General features: G+C 51.0%; 21 protein-coding genes. 9 read left to right on the top strand and 12 right to left on the bottom strand.

Translation table 11 applies throughout. The annotated features are described in order from the left end of the window. Positions 1 to 6: 6 nt before the first annotated feature. The 4 genes from P4D80_RS16970 to P4D80_RS16985 all read right to left on the bottom strand — a co-directional run bounded on the left by P4D80_RS16970 (position 7) and on the right by P4D80_RS16985 (position 4,145). Positions 7 to 711: a chromophore lyase CpcT/CpeT gene (locus tag P4D80_RS16970; protein WP_421655192.1), complete on the bottom strand. Its 705-nt coding sequence runs from the start codon at positions 709 to 711 to the stop codon at positions 7 to 9. After that, positions 678 to 947 (bottom strand): GlsB/YeaQ/YmgE family stress response membrane protein, encoded by a 270-nt coding sequence (locus P4D80_RS16975; protein ID WP_421655193.1) that lies wholly within the window; start codon positions 945 to 947, stop codon positions 678 to 680. The genes P4D80_RS16970 and P4D80_RS16975 overlap by 34 nt, the downstream gene beginning before the upstream one ends. A 231-nt stretch (positions 948 to 1,178) precedes the next feature. Next, on the bottom strand, positions 1,179 to 1,997 hold the full coding sequence (locus tag P4D80_RS16980) for a 3D domain-containing protein (RefSeq protein ID WP_421655194.1): 819 nt from the start codon (positions 1,995 to 1,997) through the stop codon (positions 1,179 to 1,181). A gap of 9 nt (positions 1,998 to 2,006) precedes the next feature. Then, positions 2,007 to 4,145: a hypothetical protein gene (locus P4D80_RS16985; protein ID WP_421655195.1), complete on the bottom strand. Its 2,139-nt coding sequence runs from the start codon at positions 4,143 to 4,145 to the stop codon at positions 2,007 to 2,009. 93 nt (positions 4,146 to 4,238) lie between these two features. Between P4D80_RS16985 and P4D80_RS16990 the strand changes: the two genes are divergently transcribed. Further along, the gene (locus P4D80_RS16990; RefSeq protein ID WP_421655196.1) at positions 4,239 to 4,562 is read left to right on the top strand and encodes a (2Fe-2S) ferredoxin domain-containing protein; all 324 of its coding nucleotides are present in this window, start codon (positions 4,239 to 4,241) and stop codon (positions 4,560 to 4,562) included. A gap of 148 nt (positions 4,563 to 4,710) precedes the next feature. On the opposite strand, the gene P4D80_RS16995 is transcribed toward P4D80_RS16990, so the two are convergent. Together P4D80_RS16995 and P4D80_RS17000 are read right to left on the bottom strand one after the other, a co-directional pair. Next, positions 4,711 to 5,766 carry a YgfZ/GcvT domain-containing protein gene (locus P4D80_RS16995; protein ID WP_421655197.1) on the bottom strand — a complete coding sequence of 352 codons (1,056 nt, stop codon included), beginning with the start codon at positions 5,764 to 5,766 and terminating at the stop codon, positions 4,711 to 4,713. A 41-nt stretch (positions 5,767 to 5,807) separates the two neighbouring features. Next, on the bottom strand, positions 5,808 to 6,323 hold the full coding sequence (locus tag P4D80_RS17000) for a hypothetical protein (RefSeq protein WP_421655198.1): 516 nt from the start codon (positions 6,321 to 6,323) through the stop codon (positions 5,808 to 5,810). A 661-nt stretch (positions 6,324 to 6,984) separates the two neighbouring features. On the opposite strand from P4D80_RS17000, the gene P4D80_RS17005 reads away from it, so the two are divergent. The 4 genes from P4D80_RS17005 (at position 6,985) to P4D80_RS17020 (ending at position 11,771) form a co-directional block, all read left to right on the top strand. After that, the gene (locus P4D80_RS17005; RefSeq protein ID WP_421655199.1) at positions 6,985 to 8,589 is read left to right on the top strand and encodes an NAD(P)H-quinone oxidoreductase subunit 4; all 1,605 of its coding nucleotides are present in this window, start codon (positions 6,985 to 6,987) and stop codon (positions 8,587 to 8,589) included. 309 nt (positions 8,590 to 8,898) lie between these two features. After that, positions 8,899 to 9,690, top strand: a complete 792-nt coding sequence (locus P4D80_RS17010; protein WP_421655200.1) for a dienelactone hydrolase family protein — start codon at positions 8,899 to 8,901, stop codon at positions 9,688 to 9,690. A 265-nt stretch (positions 9,691 to 9,955) separates the two neighbouring features. Continuing rightward, positions 9,956 to 10,858, top strand: coding sequence for a cell division protein FtsX (locus P4D80_RS17015; protein WP_421655201.1), 903 nt, complete (start codon positions 9,956 to 9,958; stop codon positions 10,856 to 10,858). A gap of 97 nt (positions 10,859 to 10,955) precedes the next feature. Next, entirely contained in the window at positions 10,956 to 11,771 is an 816-nt protein-coding gene (locus P4D80_RS17020; protein ID WP_421655202.1) for a DUF3598 family protein, read from the top strand. 68 nt (positions 11,772 to 11,839) lie between these two features. Here the strand turns inward: P4D80_RS17020 and aat are convergent, their stop codons facing one another. Beyond that, entirely contained in the window at positions 11,840 to 12,460 is a 621-nt protein-coding gene (gene aat, locus P4D80_RS17025) for a leucyl/phenylalanyl-tRNA--protein transferase (RefSeq protein WP_421655203.1), read from the bottom strand. 256 nt (positions 12,461 to 12,716) lie between these two features. On the opposite strand from aat, the gene P4D80_RS17030 reads away from it, so the two are divergent. Continuing rightward, entirely contained in the window at positions 12,717 to 13,046 is a 330-nt protein-coding gene (locus P4D80_RS17030) for a hypothetical protein (protein WP_421655204.1), read from the top strand. A 5-nt stretch (positions 13,047 to 13,051) separates the two neighbouring features. Here P4D80_RS17030 and rpsN read toward each other — a convergent pair whose 3' ends face one another. The 3 genes from rpsN to rseP form a co-directional block, all read right to left on the bottom strand. After that, complete coding sequence (gene rpsN / locus P4D80_RS17035; protein WP_421655205.1) at positions 13,052 to 13,354, bottom strand: 30S ribosomal protein S14; 303 nt, start codon at positions 13,352 to 13,354, stop codon at positions 13,052 to 13,054. Positions 13,355 to 13,628: 274 nt separating this feature from the next. Further along, the gene (nth, locus tag P4D80_RS17040) at positions 13,629 to 14,366 is read right to left on the bottom strand and encodes an endonuclease III (RefSeq protein ID WP_421655206.1); all 738 of its coding nucleotides are present in this window, start codon (positions 14,364 to 14,366) and stop codon (positions 13,629 to 13,631) included. Between the two features lie 182 nt (positions 14,367 to 14,548). Further along, complete coding sequence (gene rseP / locus P4D80_RS17045) at positions 14,549 to 15,649, bottom strand: RIP metalloprotease RseP (RefSeq protein WP_421655207.1); 1,101 nt, start codon at positions 15,647 to 15,649, stop codon at positions 14,549 to 14,551. A 79-nt stretch (positions 15,650 to 15,728) separates the two neighbouring features. Between rseP and P4D80_RS17050 the strand changes: the two genes are divergently transcribed. Together P4D80_RS17050 and P4D80_RS17055 are read left to right on the top strand one after the other, a co-directional pair. After that, entirely contained in the window at positions 15,729 to 15,971 is a 243-nt protein-coding gene (locus P4D80_RS17050) for a hypothetical protein (RefSeq protein ID WP_421655208.1), read from the top strand. A gap of 149 nt (positions 15,972 to 16,120) precedes the next feature. Beyond that, entirely contained in the window at positions 16,121 to 16,300 is a 180-nt protein-coding gene (locus tag P4D80_RS17055; RefSeq protein WP_421655209.1) for a hypothetical protein, read from the top strand. 6 nt (positions 16,301 to 16,306) lie between these two features. Here the strand turns inward: P4D80_RS17055 and serS are convergent, their stop codons facing one another. After that, positions 16,307 to 17,584: a serine--tRNA ligase gene (gene serS, locus P4D80_RS17060; RefSeq protein WP_421655210.1), complete on the bottom strand. Its 1,278-nt coding sequence runs from the start codon at positions 17,582 to 17,584 to the stop codon at positions 16,307 to 16,309. Positions 17,585 to 17,648: 64 nt separating this feature from the next. Continuing rightward, positions 17,649 to 18,404, bottom strand: coding sequence for a Uma2 family endonuclease (locus P4D80_RS17065; protein WP_421655211.1), 756 nt, complete (start codon positions 18,402 to 18,404; stop codon positions 17,649 to 17,651). A gap of 125 nt (positions 18,405 to 18,529) precedes the next feature. On the opposite strand from P4D80_RS17065, the gene P4D80_RS17070 reads away from it, so the two are divergent. Continuing rightward, a complete protein-coding gene (locus P4D80_RS17070) occupies positions 18,530 to 19,360 on the top strand; it encodes a Uma2 family endonuclease (protein ID WP_421655212.1) in 831 nt (276 codons plus the stop codon). The last annotated feature ends 253 nt before the right edge of the window (positions 19,361 to 19,613 follow it).

Consider the following 19,613-nt stretch of genomic DNA (forward strand, 5'->3'; position numbering starts at 1 on the left):
TTATAACTACTCTTTTCGCCCAGTTTCCAATTTTATCCGGCGAAATTGATAGGATTCTGTTTTTGCACCCCAAACTTGCTTTCCATCCGCATCGAAGCCCCGATCCCAGGTATCCATTCCCATTGGATGGAGGACGATGTGATTGGTGATGCGGACTGCACCTCTGACATTGGCAGGGCACCCATCAACGGGAGTGTTGCCCACGTAGCCTTCCCCCGATCGCTTCAGGAACACACTACAAACGGGAGTGCCCAAGTCTTTTGGCTGAATTACCCGGTTGGCGAGTGATTTATTGCAGAAACCAGACCATGCCGCCGGATTGATGGGTCTGAAAGAGAGCGATCGCACGCTCTGACTCAAAGGGCTGGGCTTAATCTGTAAGAATCGCTGTCGATAAGGTTTGGTCAAGTCTTTAGTAAGGGCCTGTTCCTGATACAGAAAAACAGACGCGCCGGGAGTTTCCGAGGGCGCATTTGAGACTGAAATTCGGCAAGTAGTCATCCTGACGCTGGGGGCTCTGGAGTTGGCTGCCGCTTGCTGAGTAGTATCCATCGTCCCTTCCAGATAGGAGACTACTTCTTCAACTTGCTGATTCAGCGTCAGCGGTGCAGGGCTTGCCAGAATCGGGTTGGCGATGGTCAACCAGCAAGCTACCAGCGCAAGGGAGCGCCGAAGATTTACATTGCGCTGGTACGAGCCAACAAACTCCATAAGAAGATAGCGATAATGGCACCGATGACGGCTACAAAAAGACCAGGAAGACTGAACCCGGCGGCAACGAGTTGGAGGCTACCCGTTTGTAGAAAACTAAATAGACTACCGCCCACAAAGGCACCAATAATTCCCAACAGAATTGTGCCGAGAATGCCACCGGGGCCGCCAGGGTAGATAGCTTTTGCGATCGCCCCAGCAAGTAGACCCAAGATTACCCAAGCAATGATATTCATAGTTCGCTAACCAAACGCTGTTTTTTAACAGTTTCAACATATCAACGGCGGGCCAGCGCTTTCTTCTACCGAAAGAAATAACCAAAATGCTGCTTAAGGCATAGGCGGCAGAAATGCAGAGGGCATATCCATCCCTGCATCCCGTCCTAACCATTAATGACTACCGCTACATATTCTGTAATCCCTGCGGTATTACCAGAGGAGTTTTTGGTGATGCCGTTGGAATAGGACTTACCGCCTCTGATGCATTGCCTGGAGTGCCTGGGCAATATCGGTATCCTGGATAAAAAATGCCTGAAATATTCCATTCGAGCGGCTGGTGATAAAAGAAAATGGGTTGCGCTCGGCTGTTCCGATGAAAACGTCAATGTGGTTCCCGTGGATGGCGCTGCCGGTGTCTGCGGCAAAGAAGTAACCATCGTGAATTGCTCGCTGACCGGAAGGTAGGGTGACTGTTGTGCCCCGCGCCTGGGGAATGTAAAGGACTGAACCAAGAGGAATTTGGGTGCGATCAACGGCGACTGTGCGATAGGGAACCAGGTTGAAACCTGCTGTACCGTAGCCGTAGGGAGCAGTTGCGACCTGGAAGCGAACCCGGTTAACTTTGGCGATCGCCTCCCAGGAAAGACTGGAGAAAAAGGGGGAACAATCCACCTGGGGGGTGGGACTGCGTCCGGCAAAGTTATAGGTTGTCGATCGCCCACGCCCTTCATGGATGAGTACCGTACCTTGCAGGGCGGCGTGGCACCAGTCCCATCGCGAAAGGCTGGGACCTAGAGGATTGCCTGTTGGGTCTAGAAGCGGTAGCCCGTAGGGAATGCTCTGGGCCTGGTGGACGTAGTAAAAAGTTGCCCACAGAGTCAGGGGAATACCGCGGGCTGGCACCCGATCGATCCGTAGCCAGTCACCCTGCCAGCGGGCAACAGAGCTTTTGACCTGATGTTTGGGGAATGGCTCTGGGCTCGATTGGGAAATAACCGCTGCCAAGGTGGGGGATGGCAGTAAAAGAAAACACGGCAGCAGGGTGATGGGTGAGAGAGGGGATTGCATAAATCTCACCTAAAGCCCTAAAGTACGCTTCCATGACTCAATCAGTTGCTGGGCTTCCGCATAAACAGGGGCACGGGATGGGATCTTTTGGGCGATCGCAATGGCCCCCGGCAGGTCGTAGCTAGCCTGAGTCTTGGCGACTTGCAGAAGTTGTTGACTCCATTCATTGATGGCGCTGGCTGCCTCCCCACGTAACGAACTGGCCGCAGGTACCCGGTCAGCAACCTGAATAGCTGTTGCCAGGTTATTAGGAGAACCGGAATTGGCTAGCTGACGGGCCTCCTGCATGGTGGCAATAGCCTGGGCTTTAACGGTTTCTTCCTGAATTCGATCCTGCCAGCGACGAACATCAGCCTGTGCTTCGTTGTAGAGCGATCGCCCGGACCGGATCTGCTGGGCTAGACTAGTTGCCCCTCGCAAATCACCTGCATTCGCGTACTCCCGTGCCTGTAACAAGATAGGTTCATCCTGAATTCGTTGGATTTCAGCCGTCCATTTTTGAATCTTGTTGAGGGCTTCCCTGGAGAGCGCTCGACCCCGCCCTACCTGCTTCGCCTGAGCGATCGCCGCCTGAAGGGAGGGCAGATCTCCACCACTGGCAAGCTGGTCTGCCTGCTCCAGAATGGGGCGGTCTTGAATGGTTTCGATCTGGGCCCTCCAGCGTCGAATTTGCTGCTGAGCCTCGTCCCAGCGAGGGTTAGCTCGTCCGATTAAATTAGCTTCGGCAATCCCGGCATTGAGGTCATCCACTGAACCCGACTGAGCAATGAGTCGTGCTTTTTCTAGCTGAGCGATCGCCTCAATTTCCAGTTGCCAGCGGGTAATCAGTTGCTGGGCTTTGCGATAGAGCGGACTCTTGGTACCAATTCGCTGAGCCTGGGAAATGGCCTCTTCCACGGCAGGAACTGTATTCTGCCAAACCTGGGATTGGGCGTTAACAAGAATCGTATAATCCCTGACTTCATCCTTCAAGTAAGCCTTCTCAGGAATTTTGTCAAGGATATCCAATGCTTCTCTCAAGTTGCGCCGATCAAGGGCGGCCTGTGCCATTTCCAGCATCTGCCGTCCAAATTTAGGAATTGCCTGCTGGGCTGCCTGGTAAAGGTAGCTTTCAGGGCGAATGGATTCGACTAATTTGATTGCCTGCAACACGTTGTTCAGCCCACCTGCATCTGCCAGCCGATAGGCCCGGCCCAATTTGTTGCCGTCATTCCGGGTAACGGTGATTCGGTTGCTCAGCTCCTCAAATTTAGTCGTCCGCCAGTACTCATTTTCCACATCCAGCAAGCGAACCGCATTGGAAAATGCCTGGCGAAAGTCCTGCTTCCGCAAAAGCTCTTCAGATTTTTTATAAATTTCTTCTGCCTCTGACCAGATGGACTGCCAGCGCTTGATTCGTTCTTCAATCAGTTTGTAGGCTGTGACCTTACTGGGAATCCGGCGAGCAGAGGCGATCGCATCTCCCAGCTTACCTGCATTGAAATCTTCCTCAGCCAACCGCAAAACATCCTGGGACCACTCTTCCACCAGGCGGTTGGCCTCTTCTCGCATAGGATGGTCGGGGGGGAGAGAGTCAACCAGGGCGATCGCTTCCAGCAAGTCTTTAGCCGTTTGCTTGCTGGCTGCCAAACGGGCGCACTCAAAGCGCAGCGATGCAGAAGCCAGGGGCCAGAAAATGGCTGGACAATTCGGTAAACCCGGAATCTGGAATAGCAACATAGCCGCCACCATACCTGAACCACCAAAGAGCACCAGGGTTGCAATGAGCCACAGCTTCCAGTTATAAAACCATTTCAACCAATAAGATTGGTCTTTAGGGATGGGTTGCTCCGCTCTTTCTGGCTGCTGGTGTGACAATGGCACCGTTGTCTGCCGCTTTCTATCAGGCTGGGCAGATCTGGGAATACGGTGTTGAGGAGGTTGAAATTCGTACCGGGCTCCCTGGTTCGGACGAGGTTCTGCACGATTTGGGGTAACCAACTCTCGATCAGTCGGCAGGGGCGGACGGGGCGATCGCGGCCTGGAAGCCCCATTTTTGGGAACACCTGGAGTCCTTCGAGACACGGGGTTACCCCGACGCTGATCCCCTCCTGGTCTTGAAGGGTTGCCAGGGGTTTGATGTTCTGGAATTCCCGGATCTCTAGTCATACGCTCAAAGGGAACGGCAGTGCCGTACAAACTCCTCGAACCAACACAGTTGACATCCTACTCTTCAAACTCCGAAAAACCAAATTTATCGCAATGGTTTCTAAAATGCCATCCTCCTCCCTGTCCCCTGTTGAAACCTCAAGGATTGTGGGATATGTGCTGGTGTGCCAAAACCGCACTTGCTTGAAGCAGGGAGCAGCAGTACTGGCTGCTTTTCAGGCAGAACCAATCGCTGATTACGTCGTGCTTGGCACAGGTTGTATGGGGCAGTGTGGAAGTGGACCCATGGTGCGGATCGTGCCGGAAGAAATCTGGTATAGCCAGGTACTGCCAGAGGAAGTTCCATCGATCATTCAGCATCATTTACTGGAAGGAAAACCCGTCAAAGCAATGCTTTATCCAAAATTTCACTCGTAATCGGGTAGTGGACTACAAAGTTCCAACTTTGTAACCAGGACATCGGGGATATTTTTTCCTATATACCTCCTGAGTTGCCCCAAGACCAGATCCCGAACTCCCAGTCCCTAGTCTCTGACTACTGACTCCCGCCTCCTGTCCCCTCCCGTCAATCAGTCAGGCGATCGCGCTGCAAGAAGGGCACTTCTACCAGTTCCCCTTCACTGTCACCAATCTTTACCTTCAGTCCTTTGCCGCCTGCTTTTGTGCGCACATAACCTAACCCAAAGGGTCCCTGTTCAGTTTCGGTCAGGCTGGTGAGGATACCGATTTTTTCCTCATCTAAGGTAATAGTTGCTCCTACTTCAACGGGGCGACTCAGCCGGATGCCCCAAATTTGCTGTTTAACGCCTTTGTAAGTATCGAGGCGGGCAATGGTTTCCTGCCCGATGTAGCATCCCTTGTTCAGTGAAATAGCCTCCCAGAGGGAAGCTTCGACTGCATTATAGTCTTCGGTGAGTTCATGGTCGGGGGCTGGGCGGCCCTGCTCAATGCGAAGTTGCTCCCAGGTACGATCGCCCATCGGCACCGTTCCTACCTCCGTCAGCGCCTGCCAGAGGGCTGCGGCTCCTTCCCGCCCCATCACCAGGGTATACCCCGGCAGTGCTAGCCCACTCCCAACTGCAACTCGAACTTCCTGACCTGCAAGGTTGAAAAGCTGGTGGCTGGCATAGGGTTGATTGACAAGTACGTCTGCGCCCAATTGCTCTAAAACGCGATCGCTTCCAGGTCCAATCAGGCTAAACATAGCCGTTTGAGCAGTGATATCGGCCAGTTTTACCTTATCGCCAAAGAAAATATAGCGATCCAGCCAGGTCACCAGTTTTTCACGCCGATTGGGCGAAACGATTACCAGAACTTCATCTTCCAGCACATATGCCGTTGCCAGATCTAGGGTGCGAGCGGTGGAAGTGACAAAAATTGTGTCACAGCCTTCTCCCGGTTTCAGGCGGTTGAAGTCGTTCGTACTCTGGTTGTGCAAAAAGGTGAGGCGATCGGCATCGGTGATTTGAAGGCGACCCCAGTGGGAGCGATCGCACACCACTACACCCTCTCTAGCCGCTCGAACCGCCTCAGCCTCATTTCCAAAGCAAACAGGGACTGCTAAGTTCGCTTCAAAGACCGCACCGCTTTTTTCCTGTAACGTCTGTAAGCTTTCAACCATCGCCGTCAAATAAATTGTTGGAATTGATCAACTCGGCTTGATTAACTTGGCAAGCCGGTAAATATTTCTGCCACGATCGTGTGAGTCTTTTCATCCAGCCGATTCCAGTCCACCTCTCCAGTTTCATCCAGCAGGCTGGTATCTACCTCGACCCCATCTTGATTGGCATCGTTAGAGATGTGGGAAGTTCCGCTACTGGGGTCATAGTTATGGAAACAGATTCGATAACACAACTCCCATAAATCGATATATATTTCGTGGTCCTGATGCTTAAGACAAAGCTGGTATCTGGGGAGGGGCGATGGCAGTTCAGCGAGTGCCTCTTCAATTTCGTCAGCTTGCTCCGGTGAAACCGCCTCCAATTCTGCTTGAAGCTGATTCACCTTAAACTTAATTTCTTCGCTGGTGCCCTCTGGCCAGATTGCTGTTTCCACATAGCTACCGTGCCAGGAGGATTGATCAAGCTGCTTGCGGATATTGTCAATCAGCCGAATGAAAGATGGCTGCATCAGGATTTCTGCCTGTTGCCAGGTGGTAATATCCTGGAACTTCGGCATGGGGATTCAACCTATCTAGTACAGCAAAACGAAAGTTTTGTTGGATGTGCAGAGGTAGTTGGCCATTAGCTATTTCAAGTCAGGAGGCAAAAGAGAAAGATTTTGACTCCTGGCTCCTGGCTTCTATTTTCAAGTCAGATAGCTGTCGAATATATTAAGTTATCTAAAAACAGTCGTTTTCTCAAGGTCTTGAAACAAAAGAACAAAAACTGTCACTCTGGTGGGGCGATCGCTCCAGACAACATCTATGGATAAAACCCATTTCAGGAAAAGGTTTCAGCCCTCTTGTAGGTTTATATAAATGTCGAATTTTAGAAATATCTATTCAAAAAGTGTCATAAGGTGGGCAGATAGCTTAAACTTTCTTAATAAAGTGGGGTAACATATCTAATAGGTAATTATTCACAGGCGATAAGCCTTAAATGTTTGCTTAGTCTGTCAAGGAAAACCTATGGGATCAGTTCATCGTCATTGCCTCACATTGTCCTGGTAATGTTGGCTGGCTATCCCTTTTGCTCAGTTATCAAATGCAAGCGCGTCTGGTTCATTTCCAGTCCTCCACTTGGGATAGGTGGGCTTCTTTGCGGATTAAGCATGGGTTGCATAAGCATCATCTGGCAAACCCAACGCTTTTAATTCCCACGACCCTTGTGTTGTCAAGATGAGTACTAACTTTCCTTGGTTAACGACGATCACATTACTACCTCTGGTAGCTTCTCTCCTGATTCCGGTTCTTCCCAATAAGTACGGCAAAACAGTCCGCTGGTACTCTCTTGCGGTTGGTCTGATAGATTTTGCTCTAATTGTCTACGCATTCTGGTACCACTACGATTTTCAGAATCCAGACTTTCAACTGGTTGAAACCTATGCCTGGTTGCCCCAGTTAGGACTGTACTGGACCCTTGCAGTGGATGGCATTTCCATGCCGCTGGTGCTGCTGGCCAGCCTCGTCACAACACTCTCAATGCTGGCTGGCTGGCAGGTGACTCACAAACCTCGCCTCTTCTACTTTCTGATGCTGGCGATGTATAGCGCCCAGATTGGGGTGTTCTGCGCTCAAGATATCCTGCTCTTCTTCCTGATGTGGGAACTGGAATTAGTTCCGGTTTACATCCTGATTTCTATCTGGGGTGGCCCCAAACGGCTATACGCCGCTACAAAATTTATTCTGTATACGGCGATCGGGTCTATCTTCATCCTGGTCGCTGCCCTGGCGATGGCCTTCTACGGTGGCAACGTCACCTTTGATATGCGTGAGCTGGGCATGAAAGACTACTCGCTCACCTTTGAACTGTTAGTCTACGCCGCCCTAATCATTGCCTACGGGGTGAAACTGCCCATCTTCCCACTCCATACCTGGTTACCCGATGCTCACGGGGAAGCTTCGGCTCCTGTTTCCATGATCCTGGCAGGCGTTCTGCTGAAGATGGGGGGGTATGCCATCATCCGCATGAATGTGGAAATGTTGACGGATGCCAACTTTTACTTCGCTCCAGCTTTAGCCATTCTGGGAGTGGTCAACATTGTTTACGGGGCGCTGGTTTCCTTTGCTCAGCGAAATTTGAAGCGCCGGATGGCTTACTCTTCTGTTTCCCACATGGGGTTCGTGCTTCTGGGTATCGCCTCCTACACCGAATTGGGATTAAGCGGTGCAGTGTTACAAATGATCTCCCACGGGCTGATTGCTGCTGCCCTGTTCTATCTATCTGGTGTCACCTATGAGCGCACCCACACCCTGATGCTCGATAAGATGGGTGGTTTGGGCAGGTCAATGCCGACAGTATTTGCTCTGTTCACCATCGGTTCAATGGCGTCTCTGGCACTCCCCGGTATGAGTGGCTTCGTTGGTGAACTGGCAGTATTCATTGGTTTTGCAACCAGCGATTCCTATACTTCTGCTTTCAAAGTAGTGGTTGTGTTGCTATCTGCGGTCGGTCTGATTCTGACTCCCATTTACCTGCTTTCAATGCTGCGAGAAATGTTTTATGGCAAGGAGAACATAGAGTTTAAGGGAGTTGTGCTACTGGATGCCAAGCCCCGTGAGGTGTTCGTCACAGCTTGTTTGCTGATTCCCATCATCGGAATAGGTCTATATCCCAAGCTGTTCACCCAGACCTATGATGTAAAAACTGTGCAGGTAGCTAACCATGCCCGGATGGCTGTTTCCACAGTGGCTCAGCAACCTTTGCAACTGTTCTCCCAGGTTTCTAAGGCTCCTACGCTGAACTCCGTTACATCAGGCGAGCTATTGGGGATTGTGAAGTAGGTTTTGCATCGGTTCAAATTTTCCTTAGTCTGGTAGCCTGGATGCCGTTGGGTGTCCGGGCTTTTTTATCCGGGCTTTTTTTAGTTGTTGGTTGTTAGTTATAGCTCTACGCGGATGCGTTAGGACATTGGAATTTAGAGAGGGAGTGGGGGAGTAAAGAACAACCACCCTATCACCCCATCACCCTATTGCTCATCCACTTATCCACTCATCCACCCATCCATCCACTTTTCTCCCCTTCCTCGTGGGGTTAGAATTCAAATCGCCCGGTAAAGTTTGTGTAGGAAGATTTCGTTAGAGGTGTTTGGGATGAAGGTTTTGCTGGCTACGCTTGTGGCTCCCGTGGCTTCTGTGTTGATGGCGATCGCCGCTCAAGCAGAATTAAAAACTCAGTTAGTCGATTACAAACACGGAAGTGCCATTCTGGAGGGCTATCTAGCCTATGATGATTCCTTTCAGGGTAACCGTCCGGGAGTGCTGATTGTCCACGAGTGGACGGGATTGGGGACCTATGTGAAGGAGCGGGCAGAACAACTGGCGAAGTTGGGCTATGTAGCCTTTGCTGTAGATATGTACGGGAAAGGAATCCGCCCTGACAATCCGAAAGATGCGGCAGCACAGGCAGGCATTTACCGGAAAGACCGGAAATTGATGCGCGATCGCGTCACGGCTGGCCTGTCGGTACTCCAAAAGAATCCGCTGACGAATGCTGAGAAAATTGCGGCGATTGGCTACTGCTTTGGGGGAGGTACTGTGCTGGAACTGGCCCGCAGCGGTGCCCCTGTTGCAGGTGTGGTGAGCTTTCATGGCAACTTAGATACTCCCAATCCAGCTGATGCCAGGAATATCAAGGCCAAGGTGCTGGTTCTGCATGGGGCGATCGACCCTTACGTACCTCCTGAGCAAGTGGCAGCTTTCAAAAAAGAGATGAATAATGCTCAGGTAGACTGGCAACTGATTTCCTATGGCGGCGTTGTTCATAGCTTTACGAATCCCGAAGCAGGGAATGACCCATCTAAAGGATCTGCGTATAATGCAACGGCAGATCGGCGATCATTTGCAGCGATGCAACAGTTCTTTAACGAACTTTTCCAGCCGTAGGGTTAAGAGTGGCGATCGCCTCCACCCTCTTCCCTTCCTCAATAGGCGTTGCTGAAAAGCAGTATGAATCGAAACGGGTGGGGTGCCCAAATCGTAATGGTTTTTGAGTAGGTAATGATGTACGGCGCTAGTTGCACATCATTACCTTGTTAGGTCTACCTCGAAACGAGGTTTCGAGCATACAGCACCTGTTTCATACCCAAATTCAGCAGCGACGCCCCTTCAATAAGCCTCAATCAGACTGAATGCCATTGGAGATGTGCCTGTGTTTCAATTTCTGACCAAACTGGACTACCTGTTGCGCGAAACCCTCCTGGGATTGCGGCGGGGTGGTTGGATGAACTGGGCTGCTGTCAGCACGGTAACGGTATTGCTGTTTCTGTTTGGAGTCAGCCTGCAAACCTCCTGGCACCTGGAGGGGCTACTGAATCGATTTGGTAGTCAGTTAGAAGTGTCTGCTTACCTGGATACGGGAGTGCAGGCAACCGACCTCAAGTCTGTGGTGGCGGCAATGCCAGAAGTGGCGGAAGTTCGAGCAATTCCGAAGGAAGAGGCATGGGCAAACCTGATCAAAGATCTGGGGGTATCCGATATCAATGGGGCTACCAAGCAACTGGAGGGCAATCCCCTGGTGGATGAGTTGAAGGTCAAAGCAAAATCATCTGAGGAAGTTCCTGCTCTCGCTCAAAAACTGGAGCAAATGCAGGGAGTGGATGAGGTGCAGTATGTGGATGAGGCCGTGAAGCGAGTAGCCCAACTCAACCAGGGTTTAAGCTGGATTAGCCTGACAGTTATTACTCTGTTGACCTTGACAGCGATCGCCGTCATCACTACCACCATCCGGCTGATTGTAATGGCCCGTCGCAGGGAAATCGAAGTGATGCAACTGGTAGGCGCAACCACAAGCTGGATCTATCTACCCTTTATTTTGCAGGGTGTGGTATTTGGACTGGCAGGAGCAGCTATTTCCTGGGGCTTAATCGCTGGCATCCAGCACTTTTTGACCAACCTGCTCACCCAGCAACCCGAATTTGTTCAATTTCTGGCAAATGGACTGCAACTCAGCCCACTGAGAACTATCCTCCTACCCCTTGTGTTGCTTGGTTTCGGCAGTTCAGTTGGGGTGATGGGAAGTTTGTTTGCCGTGCGGCGAATCGCACTCCGATGAAAGATGGGTGGATGAATTCTGAGTTTTGCATCTGAGGCGAAAGGGGGGGATGGGGTGAAAGGAGAGAGATTAAGGGCGAAAGGATTGAACGTTCAAAATGATGAAATCCCAATGGGAGTGCTTACTGGAGAATTTAGGAGAGTGGCAGGGGTCATTTACCCGAGTTTCGCCTCAAGGTGAACTGCTGGAGGATATTCCGACGGTGGTTTCCCTGGAGGGGTTGGACAATAACCAGATGATTCGTCAGGTTGTGAAACGGCTGATTCCGGGTTCAGAGGAGCGGGTGCTGGAATATCGCTCCCTTAGCCGCAGTATTCTGTTTTTTGAAAATGGTGCTTTTTCTCAAGGGTCGATTCAGTTTGGCCCGTTCTCAGAATTTGGGGCAGAATTTGGGTTGATTGATGGAAATCGTCGCCTCCGGCTGGTTCAGCTTTTCAACCAGGAAAGTCGGTTGGATCAACTAACCCTCATTCGCGAAAAGCTAGCAGGTACGGATTCCCTGGAGCGTCCGCCCCTAAAACTGGATGACCTGATCGGCGAATGGCAAGGGGAAGCCATTACTTTGTACCCTGATTGGCGTAATCCCGATACCTACGCTACAAAACTCCAGCTACAACGGGAGGGCGATCGCCTGCTTCAGCAATTGTTCTATGGCGGCGATCGCACCATTACCTCCACCGCTCAAATCAATGGTGCCATTCTCGACTTTGAAGCAGGTATTCAGAAAAATCGGGTTCTGCTCTTGCCGGATGGCGCTTCTTCCATGTGCCCGCTCCAGATTCAGCCCCGACAACCCATCTTTTTGGAAATGGGCTGGCTGTTGCAACCGGATTTGCGCCAGCGAATCGTTCGCAGCTACAACAGCAAAGGGGAGTGGGTCAGCTTGACGCTCGTTACCGAACGCAAAGTGTGAGGGGACCTGTCACCTACCACCTGCCACATGCTATTAGCTACTTACCCATCCATCCATCTCCTTCCCCCTTACTCCAACGAACACTGGCACTCCAGAGCCTGCCTCAGCAGATCTTTGTATTGCTGGTTACCAATGATGTAAGCACCAAATCGCGCTAAGTGGGGGTTCATCATCTGGGCGTCAAAGAGGATAAACTGTCGTTCCCGCAGGCGCTCTACTAACTTCACCAGGGCTACTTTTGAGCCGTCGGGGATCTGAAAGAACATCGACTCCCCGATAAAAGCACCGCCAATAACAATTCCCAGGATGCCACCAGCGAGGCGATCGCCCTGCCAGGTTTCAAAGCTATGGGCCCAACCAGTTTCATGTAACGCATGGTAGATTTCTTTCAGTTCATTGGAAATCCAGGTGACTTCCCGGTTGGCACAACCTTCGACCACGGCGGTGAAGTCCCGGTTGACGGCAACGGTGAAACGGTTCTGGTTCAAAATCCGTCGCAGCGATCGTGGGTAGCGAAATCGTTCATCCAGGGGGATTAACGTTCGTTGACGACTGGAATACCATCCAATTCCACCATTCGTCTCGTCTGCCATCAAAAAGTAACCCTGGGCGTATCCCTGGATGATGGAAGCAATATCATAGCCGCGATCGCTCAATGGGGAATTATAACTCTGCTCACTATTGCTCACTAACTATTGCTCACTATATAAGTAAGTAGCTAGGTGCAATTAAATTAAGGATAATTTTGGAGTGGAGGAGGTGAAACCCCCTGCCTGGGGACGCAGCCCCCACTTCCCCCTTTACGATTAATGATGGCTACCTACTTAATAGACCTCTAGATGCTTTATAGCAAACGAATGTGGGAAAATTGTAGCTATCCAGGTGAAAGATGTTCAGTGCCAGAGATGGTACAAAACAGCAGATGGGAAAAGATCCTGTGAGCTAATGGCCGAACCGATTCCGCCAATTACCTTGCCCCCCGCCCGCAATCCTCAACAAGAGGGAGAATGGTTGCGCCTTGCTTTACTTGGCTGGCTGGATTACGAATTTATTCCAGAGCAGGTCAATCAACAAATAGCAGAACGAGTTGCCCAGATTTTTATCCGGCAGCGTATGGAGGGAGAAAATGACCTTGGTTCACTGGTAATGGCGATCGTCACCGAGATGGAAAGCTTTGACTTCTCCGAAAGCTTCTTCAGTGAATTTGCCGTGGCTAACGCAGTCAGTGATTTGCTGCTAGATAGCCTTGGAATTGATCACTGTTGTGGACAGTAGGTAATTTACCAGCTTGATTTCACGACACCAGGCAACAGCCCCTGATGGGCCATTTCCCGCAAAGCATTTCGAGATAATCCAAAATCGCGATAAACCCCTCTGGGACGCCCGGTGGCCCAGCAGCGATTGCGCTTCCGGTTTGGTGCACTGTTGCGGGGAAGTTGCTGAATCTGCCGATGAATTGCCAATTTCTCCTGCTGAGAAGTGGCGTTAGCAAACTGCTCTTTCAGTTCTTCGCGCTTCTTCGCATACTTCTCAACGAGCTTTGCCCGTTTCTTTTCCCGCTCAACCATGCTTTTCTTAGCCATGTACCGTCCCGTTGCTCAATTAAAGACACAATTTTGTATGTTAGCAAATTTGAATCGCAGTTGGTGATTTGATTTTTATTTAAGTAGCTAGTGGACGATAGCATAAGTCCAATAACCATTGGGTTGGGGAGTGGGGAGTCGGAGGGAGCCAGAATGGTATCCGTATTCCTGCCGTGCTGTACAGTAGTCTGCCAAGGGGGTGGAGGGGGTGAACCCCTGCTTGGGGGCGCAGCCCCCACTCCCTCCTTTCCAATTTCCAATTAATGATGGCTACCTACTTAAGTGCTTCTTCGACTTCTAAGGGGGCATCATCTGGGGTTTCTGTTGTTATCTCAGGTTTAGTGGCAAGCGGTTTTTGCGGCAGAATCGCAGAGGGGCAAAGATCGGCAAGGAGGCAGCGATCGCACAGGGGCTTACGGGCATTACACACCGCACGACCATGGTAAATCAGCCGAATCGACCAGTTTTCCCAATCCGGTTGGGGCAGTAGTTTCATCAAATCCCGTTCAATCCGTATTGGATCGGTATGTTGAGTTAGCCCAAGACGGTAGCTCAGCCGCTTGACATGGGTATCAACGGTGACGCCCATATTGATTCCAAAGGCATTGGCCAGCACCACATTGGCGGTTTTGCGGGCAACCCCTGGTAAGCGCAACAAGTCTTCCATTAACCGGGGGACTTCACCACCAAATTCTGTCACGATCATGCGGCAGGCGGCCTGGATATTTTTCGCTTTGTTGCGGTAGAACCCGGTGGATTTAACCAGTGATTCGATTTCAGCCGGATCGGCAGCGGCGATCGCAGCAGCATCCGGAAATCGCCGGAATAGTTCTGGCGTTACCATATTCACCCGTTCGTCTGTACATTGGGCAGACAGAATGGTCGCGACCAGCAGTTGAACCGGCGTTTCATGATTTAGTGAACAGGTGGCATCGGGATAGAGTTGCTTCAACCGAAGCAGGATTTCAATCGCCCGTTGCTTTTTGGATGCGAGTTTGCGGGTAATGCTCATAGGGCAGGGATGGGATAGGGGGCAGGGGATTTAGGAGTGGGGAGTGGGAGGAGGAGTAGAGTGGATTGGTAGGTGCAGGAGCCTTTCCACCCCAAGGCGAAGGGGAAAAGAAGAAAAAAATTAAAGCTAGAAGCCAGAAGTCAGTATTCTGGCTCCTGGCTCCTGGCTTCTGGCTTCTTAGACTATCGAAACAATTTCTGAATAGACTCTAACTGGCTCGTATCACGAACAATCAGGAAAATTCCCAGGCCCAGGAGCAGCATTAAACCGGTCTGCATCACTCCATCCTGGATTCGGGTGGGGAGAGGTTTACCACGCAGTCCTTCAATCAACAGAAAGGCCAGGTGCCCACCATCCAGCGCGGGCAGGGGCAGGATATTGATGATCGCCAAGTTAATGCTGATCAGCGCTCCAAAGCTGAACAAACTGGCAGCATCGGAACGGGCAAGTTTGGCACCTTCATCCACAATCCGCACTGGACCAGAAAGCTGGTCAGCAACCTGTCCAAAGTTGGTAATCAGTTGACCAAAGCCTTGCAGGGTCAGCACCGTAATCCGCTGGAACTCCCCTGCCGCCAGGCTCAAAATTTCCACAGGGCTGGTTACACGGCGACGTTCAATTGTGCCATTGGGAGCAAGCTGAACGCCAATCCGGGCTTTTCCGTCTTCGGAAACCTGTGGTGTCACAATAAGCGGTTCTGGCAATTCCTTGCCATTGCGCTGCACCTTCAACTCAATTGGTTGGTTGGCGCTGGATTGGATGGCTTCCATCAAAACCCTGGTGGACTCTGGAGAGGCGGCCAATTCTTTACCATCCACTGCTAGGATAATGTCACCGGGCTTGATACCGGCCTTGGCTGCTGCCGAACTCAACTCGGACCTGACTTCGGGGACGACAACGCCGGGCAGGGGGTTGAAGTTCTGTACACCAACCGTACCGACCTGAATCGCGAGCAGAAAGTAGGCGAAGATCAGGTTGGCAATCACCCCTGCACTGATGACAATCGCCCGATCCAGAATTGGACGATTTCTGAGCAGATTGGGATCTCTGGGATCGATGCCATTTTCTTCCGGGTCATCGTCTGGAAAGCCCACAAACCCACCGAGGGGAAATGCCCGAACAGCATATTCTGTTTCTGAACCCTGATATTTCCAGAGGATGGGACCAAAGCCAATGGAAAAGCGGTTTGCATAAATGCCCTGGAGTCGGGCTGCCATGAAGTGCCCCAGTTCGTGAACCACGATCAGAACTGCAAGGACGGCGATCGCTGCCAAAACTGACATAGGTAAAGAATCTGAAATATTTTGTTAGATGTTCTATCTATTCTAGAGGCTACGGTAGAAGGGTGGCGGGAACAAGGCTGTGAATGCAGATCTCTCACCAACCCATCTCTTTCCAGAGGCATATCTGGAAACAGAATTGACCAGCTCAGTTCGGCACGAATACAGAAATGGGCTGACCTACGCCATGGTGGTTGGTAGCGATGCCCATGTGCGGATTGGCATCAATCTGGTTTCAGCGCTAAACAGCTATCTCAGGGGGAAGTGGCTGTTTGATTTATTCGTCGGATATGAAGGCCATATTCAAGCGTTGAACATCTATTAAGTAGCTCCACCCAATTAATTGTAAGAAGAAGGAATGATAAGAAGAAGGAATGAGGGCTGCGCCCCCAGGCAGGGGGTTTCACCCCCTCCACCCCCGAAATTATCCTTAATTTAATTGCGCCTGGCTACTTGCTTATCAGTCAAACACGAATGAGAATTGAATGCTTTCGGCGCAATGCCGAAGGACTTTGGGTCCAATATGTTTACCGAGAAGGGCAAGAGGTTTATCTGGCAAGTGTCAATTTCCGGGGGGCGATCGCCGATCTGTATGAAAACATGGATTTCACCCAGACTCTGGATGAACCTGGTGCCGAACGCTCTGCCAATTGAGGAGCCCTATAATACTGCTCGGTTTAAATAAGGTTGCAACGCTTCTGGCACCTTCACTGTTCCATCCGATTGCTGGTAATTCTCCAGGATGGCCGCCATTGTGCGACCCACTGCCAAACCAGACCCATTCAGCGTGTGGACAAACTGAGTTCCCTTCTGACCTGCTTCCTTAAACCGGATATTCCCCCGCCTTGCCTGGAAGTCCCAGAAATTTGAGCAACTCGAAATTTCCCGATAAGTGCCTGCCGAAGGGAGCCACACCTCCAGGTCATAGCATTTGGCAGCACCAAAGCCTAAATCGCCCGTACAAAGTTCAACTATCCGATAGGGCAGCTTTAGCGCCTGCAAAATTGCCTCTGCGTTTTGCACGAGTGTCTGGTGCTCCTGCTCGGAAGTGTTGGGATGAACCAGTTTGACCAACTCAATCTTGTTGAATTGATGCAGTCGGATCAGCCCACGGGTATCCCGCCCGTAACTCCCTGCTTCTCGCCGAAAACAGGGGGTATAGGCACAGTGGTAAATGGGAAGCTGATCCGCAGACAAAATTTCATCCCGATAGAGGTTAGTAACGGGAACTTCTGCGGTTGGGGCTAACCATAGATCATCCTCACTACACTTGAAGCTTTCCTCCGCAAACTTCGGCAGTTGACCGGTTGCAGTCAGTGACTGGGTATTGATCAGAAATGGAGGTAACACCTCCAGGTAACCAGCGGTAATTTGCTGATCCAGCATGAATTGGATCAGTGCCCGCTCCAGGGCTGCCCCCGCGCCCAACAGCATGACAAAGCGGGTCTGGGCAACTTTGGTGGCTCGCTCAGTATTGAGAATGCCGAGTTTTTCTCCGATTTCCCAATGGGGGAGGACTTCAGTCTTTGGTTTGTACTCATCGCCCCATTGCCGAACCTGCACATTCTCTGCTTCGTTCTTGCCGATGGGAGTAGAGGGATGGGGCAGATTGGGTAGGGTTAATAGCAAGGCGTCAATCTGGGCTTTGAGATCTTTCTCCTGCGGTTCCAGATCACTCAACTTTGCCTTGATCTGGTTGCCTTCTTCTTTAAGGGCCAGAATTTCAGGATCGTTGGGCTTACTGCCCGATTTCATTTTTTGGCCGACCAGTTTGCCGACTTCATTGCTGCGTGCCTGGAGCTGAGAGCGATCGCTCTCCAACTTGCGCCACTGTTCATCAAGCTGCAAGATAGGTTGAATATCATAGTCGCCGTTGCGCAGGTTCAGCCGCTCCTGCACAAAATCAGGTTTTTCTCGAATCAGCTTCAAGTCAAGCACAGGTAGTTTTGCCGATTTTGATCTTGGTGAATAGATAGAAACAAATAAATCTCACTCTAGAGTACTAGATTGGTTGATTCGGGTCGATTCCTTCTGGATCAATGCCCATGGCTCGAAGTCGCTCGATCAGAGTTTGCGATCGCTGTCGTTCCCGCTCCAATTCAACTTCTGCCTGTTCGGCCCGTTGACGTTCCTGTTCGGCCCGTTGACGTTCCTGCTCGGCCCGTTGACGTTCCTGCTCGGCCTGTTCAGCAATTTCGGTGTAGCTCAAGAAGGGGCTACTATCGGGATGGTAAATCTGGAGAACTTCACCGGATAGATCAAATCGAATTCCTAATTGAGGACTGACCCAGTCAGTCATTGATTCGATGACTGCCAAGCCATCTTCTCCCCGCAACCAGCCACGCAGTTCATTGGTATCTGGGTCGTAGATGTAGTATTCTTCAACTCCGTAGCGATCGTAAAACAGAAGTTTCTTCTCCATTTCAGTTCGGGTGTTGCTGGGAGAAAGTACTTCAAACACGACCTGAGGAGCAATCCCTGCTTCTTTCCACTGTTGGTAAGAGCCCCTATCACCTTTGGGTCTGCCAAATACCACCATCACGTCGGGGGCTGTAACGATATTGGGTTTTCCCTCAACCGGGTACCAGAGTAAGTCTCCTGCCACAAATACATTGGGATCATTAGCAAATTGCCAATCCAGGTTCTGCTGAATCACAACAATCCAGCGAAACTGCTTGGTGTTATCAGCCATTGGCTTGCCGTCACTTTCGGGGTAGATGACCTCCGTTGAAGAGACTGCTGGCAGTTGGGAAACCATAGGTGTAGCCTCGCAGATACCGTGATTTGGAATGGTTAAACCTAGCATAGCAAGGGGGATCATGCTTTCAAATCGGGCAGCATATGATAAACGTTAAGCACATTCATTGACCTCAAGTTATCGTGTTGAACTTCAAGTATCCCGTTGAGCAAACCGACCCGCCGCGTTCCCCCAGAGAAACGCTGCCAACCATGTATGATCTACCCAGCGAAGATCCGGAGGAGCCTGGTTTGCCGGATGAGTTTCATGATTTGCAGCCGCAACTGCTCAGTGCCACATTCCGACTGATTGATTATTTGCCCAATCAGATCTTCACTGGCACGGATATGAACCTCTATTATGATATCCGTCATCCTCTATGGCACAAACGCCCGGATTGGTTCGCTGTTGTTGGTGTGCCTCGCTTGTATGATGAGGTTGATTTACGCCTGAGCTACGTCATCTGGCAGGAAGGGATTGCTCCTATTGTGGTTGTGGAGTTGTTGTCCCCTGGAACTGAGAAGGAAGACCTGGGACAGACCGAACGAGGCGAAGACCAACCTCCCACCAAATGGGAAGTGTATGAACAAATTCTGCGTGTGCCCTACTATGTGATTTTTGATCGCTACACCAACCATCTCAAAGCCTTTGTGCTGAAAGGAAGTCACTACGAAGAACTGACGTTGCCAGAACCCAAAATCTGGATGCCAGACTTAAACATTGGCCTGGGGTTGTGGCACGGCAGTTATCAGGGGATAGAGCGGCTGTGGCTGCGCTGGTACGATGCCCGGGGTGAATGGCTGCCAACTGATGCTGAAGCAGCCCAACAGCAGGCTGAAGCTGAACGTCTACGGGCTGAAGCAGCCCAACAGCAGGCTGAAGCTGAACGTCTACGGGCTGAACAGGCTGAAGCCAAATTGGAGACTTTGCTCCAGAAACTACAGGAGGCGGGAATTAATCCAGATGAGTTGCCATAGCAGAAATGGAATGTTTTCTATTTTGTGATGTTCTTTATTGTCATCAAGCCAGAGAATCAGTACCGGACGTTTTTTTAGCCTAACCCCGCTTGTGTAGCTGTCACCAGGTTGCTTAGGAAATTGGTTTTAAAGGGGGGTGGGAGCTTTGCCCCCAGCCAGGGTTCCACCCCTGCACCCCGTCCTAACCATAATGACTACCGCTATATCAGTTGCATAGCCATTTAGGAAAGCACTATGGCTACGAATTGGTTTT

This window comes from Leptothermofonsia sp. ETS-13 (assembly GCF_049200465.1).
GTDB lineage: Bacteria > Cyanobacteriota > Cyanobacteriia > Leptolyngbyales > Leptolyngbyaceae > Leptothermofonsia.

Bases quoted from the DNA above. Each gene is read 5' to 3' on its own strand.
- P4D80_RS17020 (WP_421655202.1), top strand. From the start codon at position 10,956: ATGATGAAATCCCAATGGGAGTGCTTACTGGAGAATTTAGGAGAGTGG.
- P4D80_RS17055 (WP_421655209.1), top strand. From the start codon at position 16,121: ATGAGAATTGAATGCTTTCGGCGCAATGCCGAAGGACTTTGGGTCCAA.
- nth (WP_421655206.1), bottom strand. From the start codon at position 14,366: ATGAGCATTACCCGCAAACTCGCATCCAAAAAGCAACGGGCGATTGAA.
- P4D80_RS17010 (WP_421655200.1), top strand. From the start codon at position 8,899: ATGAAGGTTTTGCTGGCTACGCTTGTGGCTCCCGTGGCTTCTGTGTTG.
- P4D80_RS16995 (WP_421655197.1), bottom strand. From the start codon at position 5,766: ATGGTTGAAAGCTTACAGACGTTACAGGAAAAAAGCGGTGCGGTCTTT.
- P4D80_RS16975 (WP_421655193.1), bottom strand. From the start codon at position 947: ATGAATATCATTGCTTGGGTAATCTTGGGTCTACTTGCTGGGGCGATC.
- P4D80_RS16990 (WP_421655196.1), top strand. From the start codon at position 4,239: ATGGTTTCTAAAATGCCATCCTCCTCCCTGTCCCCTGTTGAAACCTCA.
- P4D80_RS17030 (WP_421655204.1), top strand. From the start codon at position 12,717: ATGGCCGAACCGATTCCGCCAATTACCTTGCCCCCCGCCCGCAATCCT.
- rpsN (WP_421655205.1), bottom strand. From the start codon at position 13,354: ATGGCTAAGAAAAGCATGGTTGAGCGGGAAAAGAAACGGGCAAAGCTC.
- P4D80_RS17000 (WP_421655198.1), bottom strand. From the start codon at position 6,323: ATGCCGAAGTTCCAGGATATTACCACCTGGCAACAGGCAGAAATCCTG.
- P4D80_RS16980 (WP_421655194.1), bottom strand. From the start codon at position 1,997: ATGCAATCCCCTCTCTCACCCATCACCCTGCTGCCGTGTTTTCTTTTA.
- P4D80_RS17005 (WP_421655199.1), top strand. From the start codon at position 6,985: ATGAGTACTAACTTTCCTTGGTTAACGACGATCACATTACTACCTCTG.
- P4D80_RS17065 (WP_421655211.1), bottom strand. From the start codon at position 18,404: ATGGTTTCCCAACTGCCAGCAGTCTCTTCAACGGAGGTCATCTACCCC.
- P4D80_RS16985 (WP_421655195.1), bottom strand. From the start codon at position 4,145: ATGACTAGAGATCCGGGAATTCCAGAACATCAAACCCCTGGCAACCCT.
- P4D80_RS16970 (WP_421655192.1), bottom strand. From the start codon at position 711: ATGGAGTTTGTTGGCTCGTACCAGCGCAATGTAAATCTTCGGCGCTCC.
- rseP (WP_421655207.1), bottom strand. From the start codon at position 15,649: ATGTCAGTTTTGGCAGCGATCGCCGTCCTTGCAGTTCTGATCGTGGTT.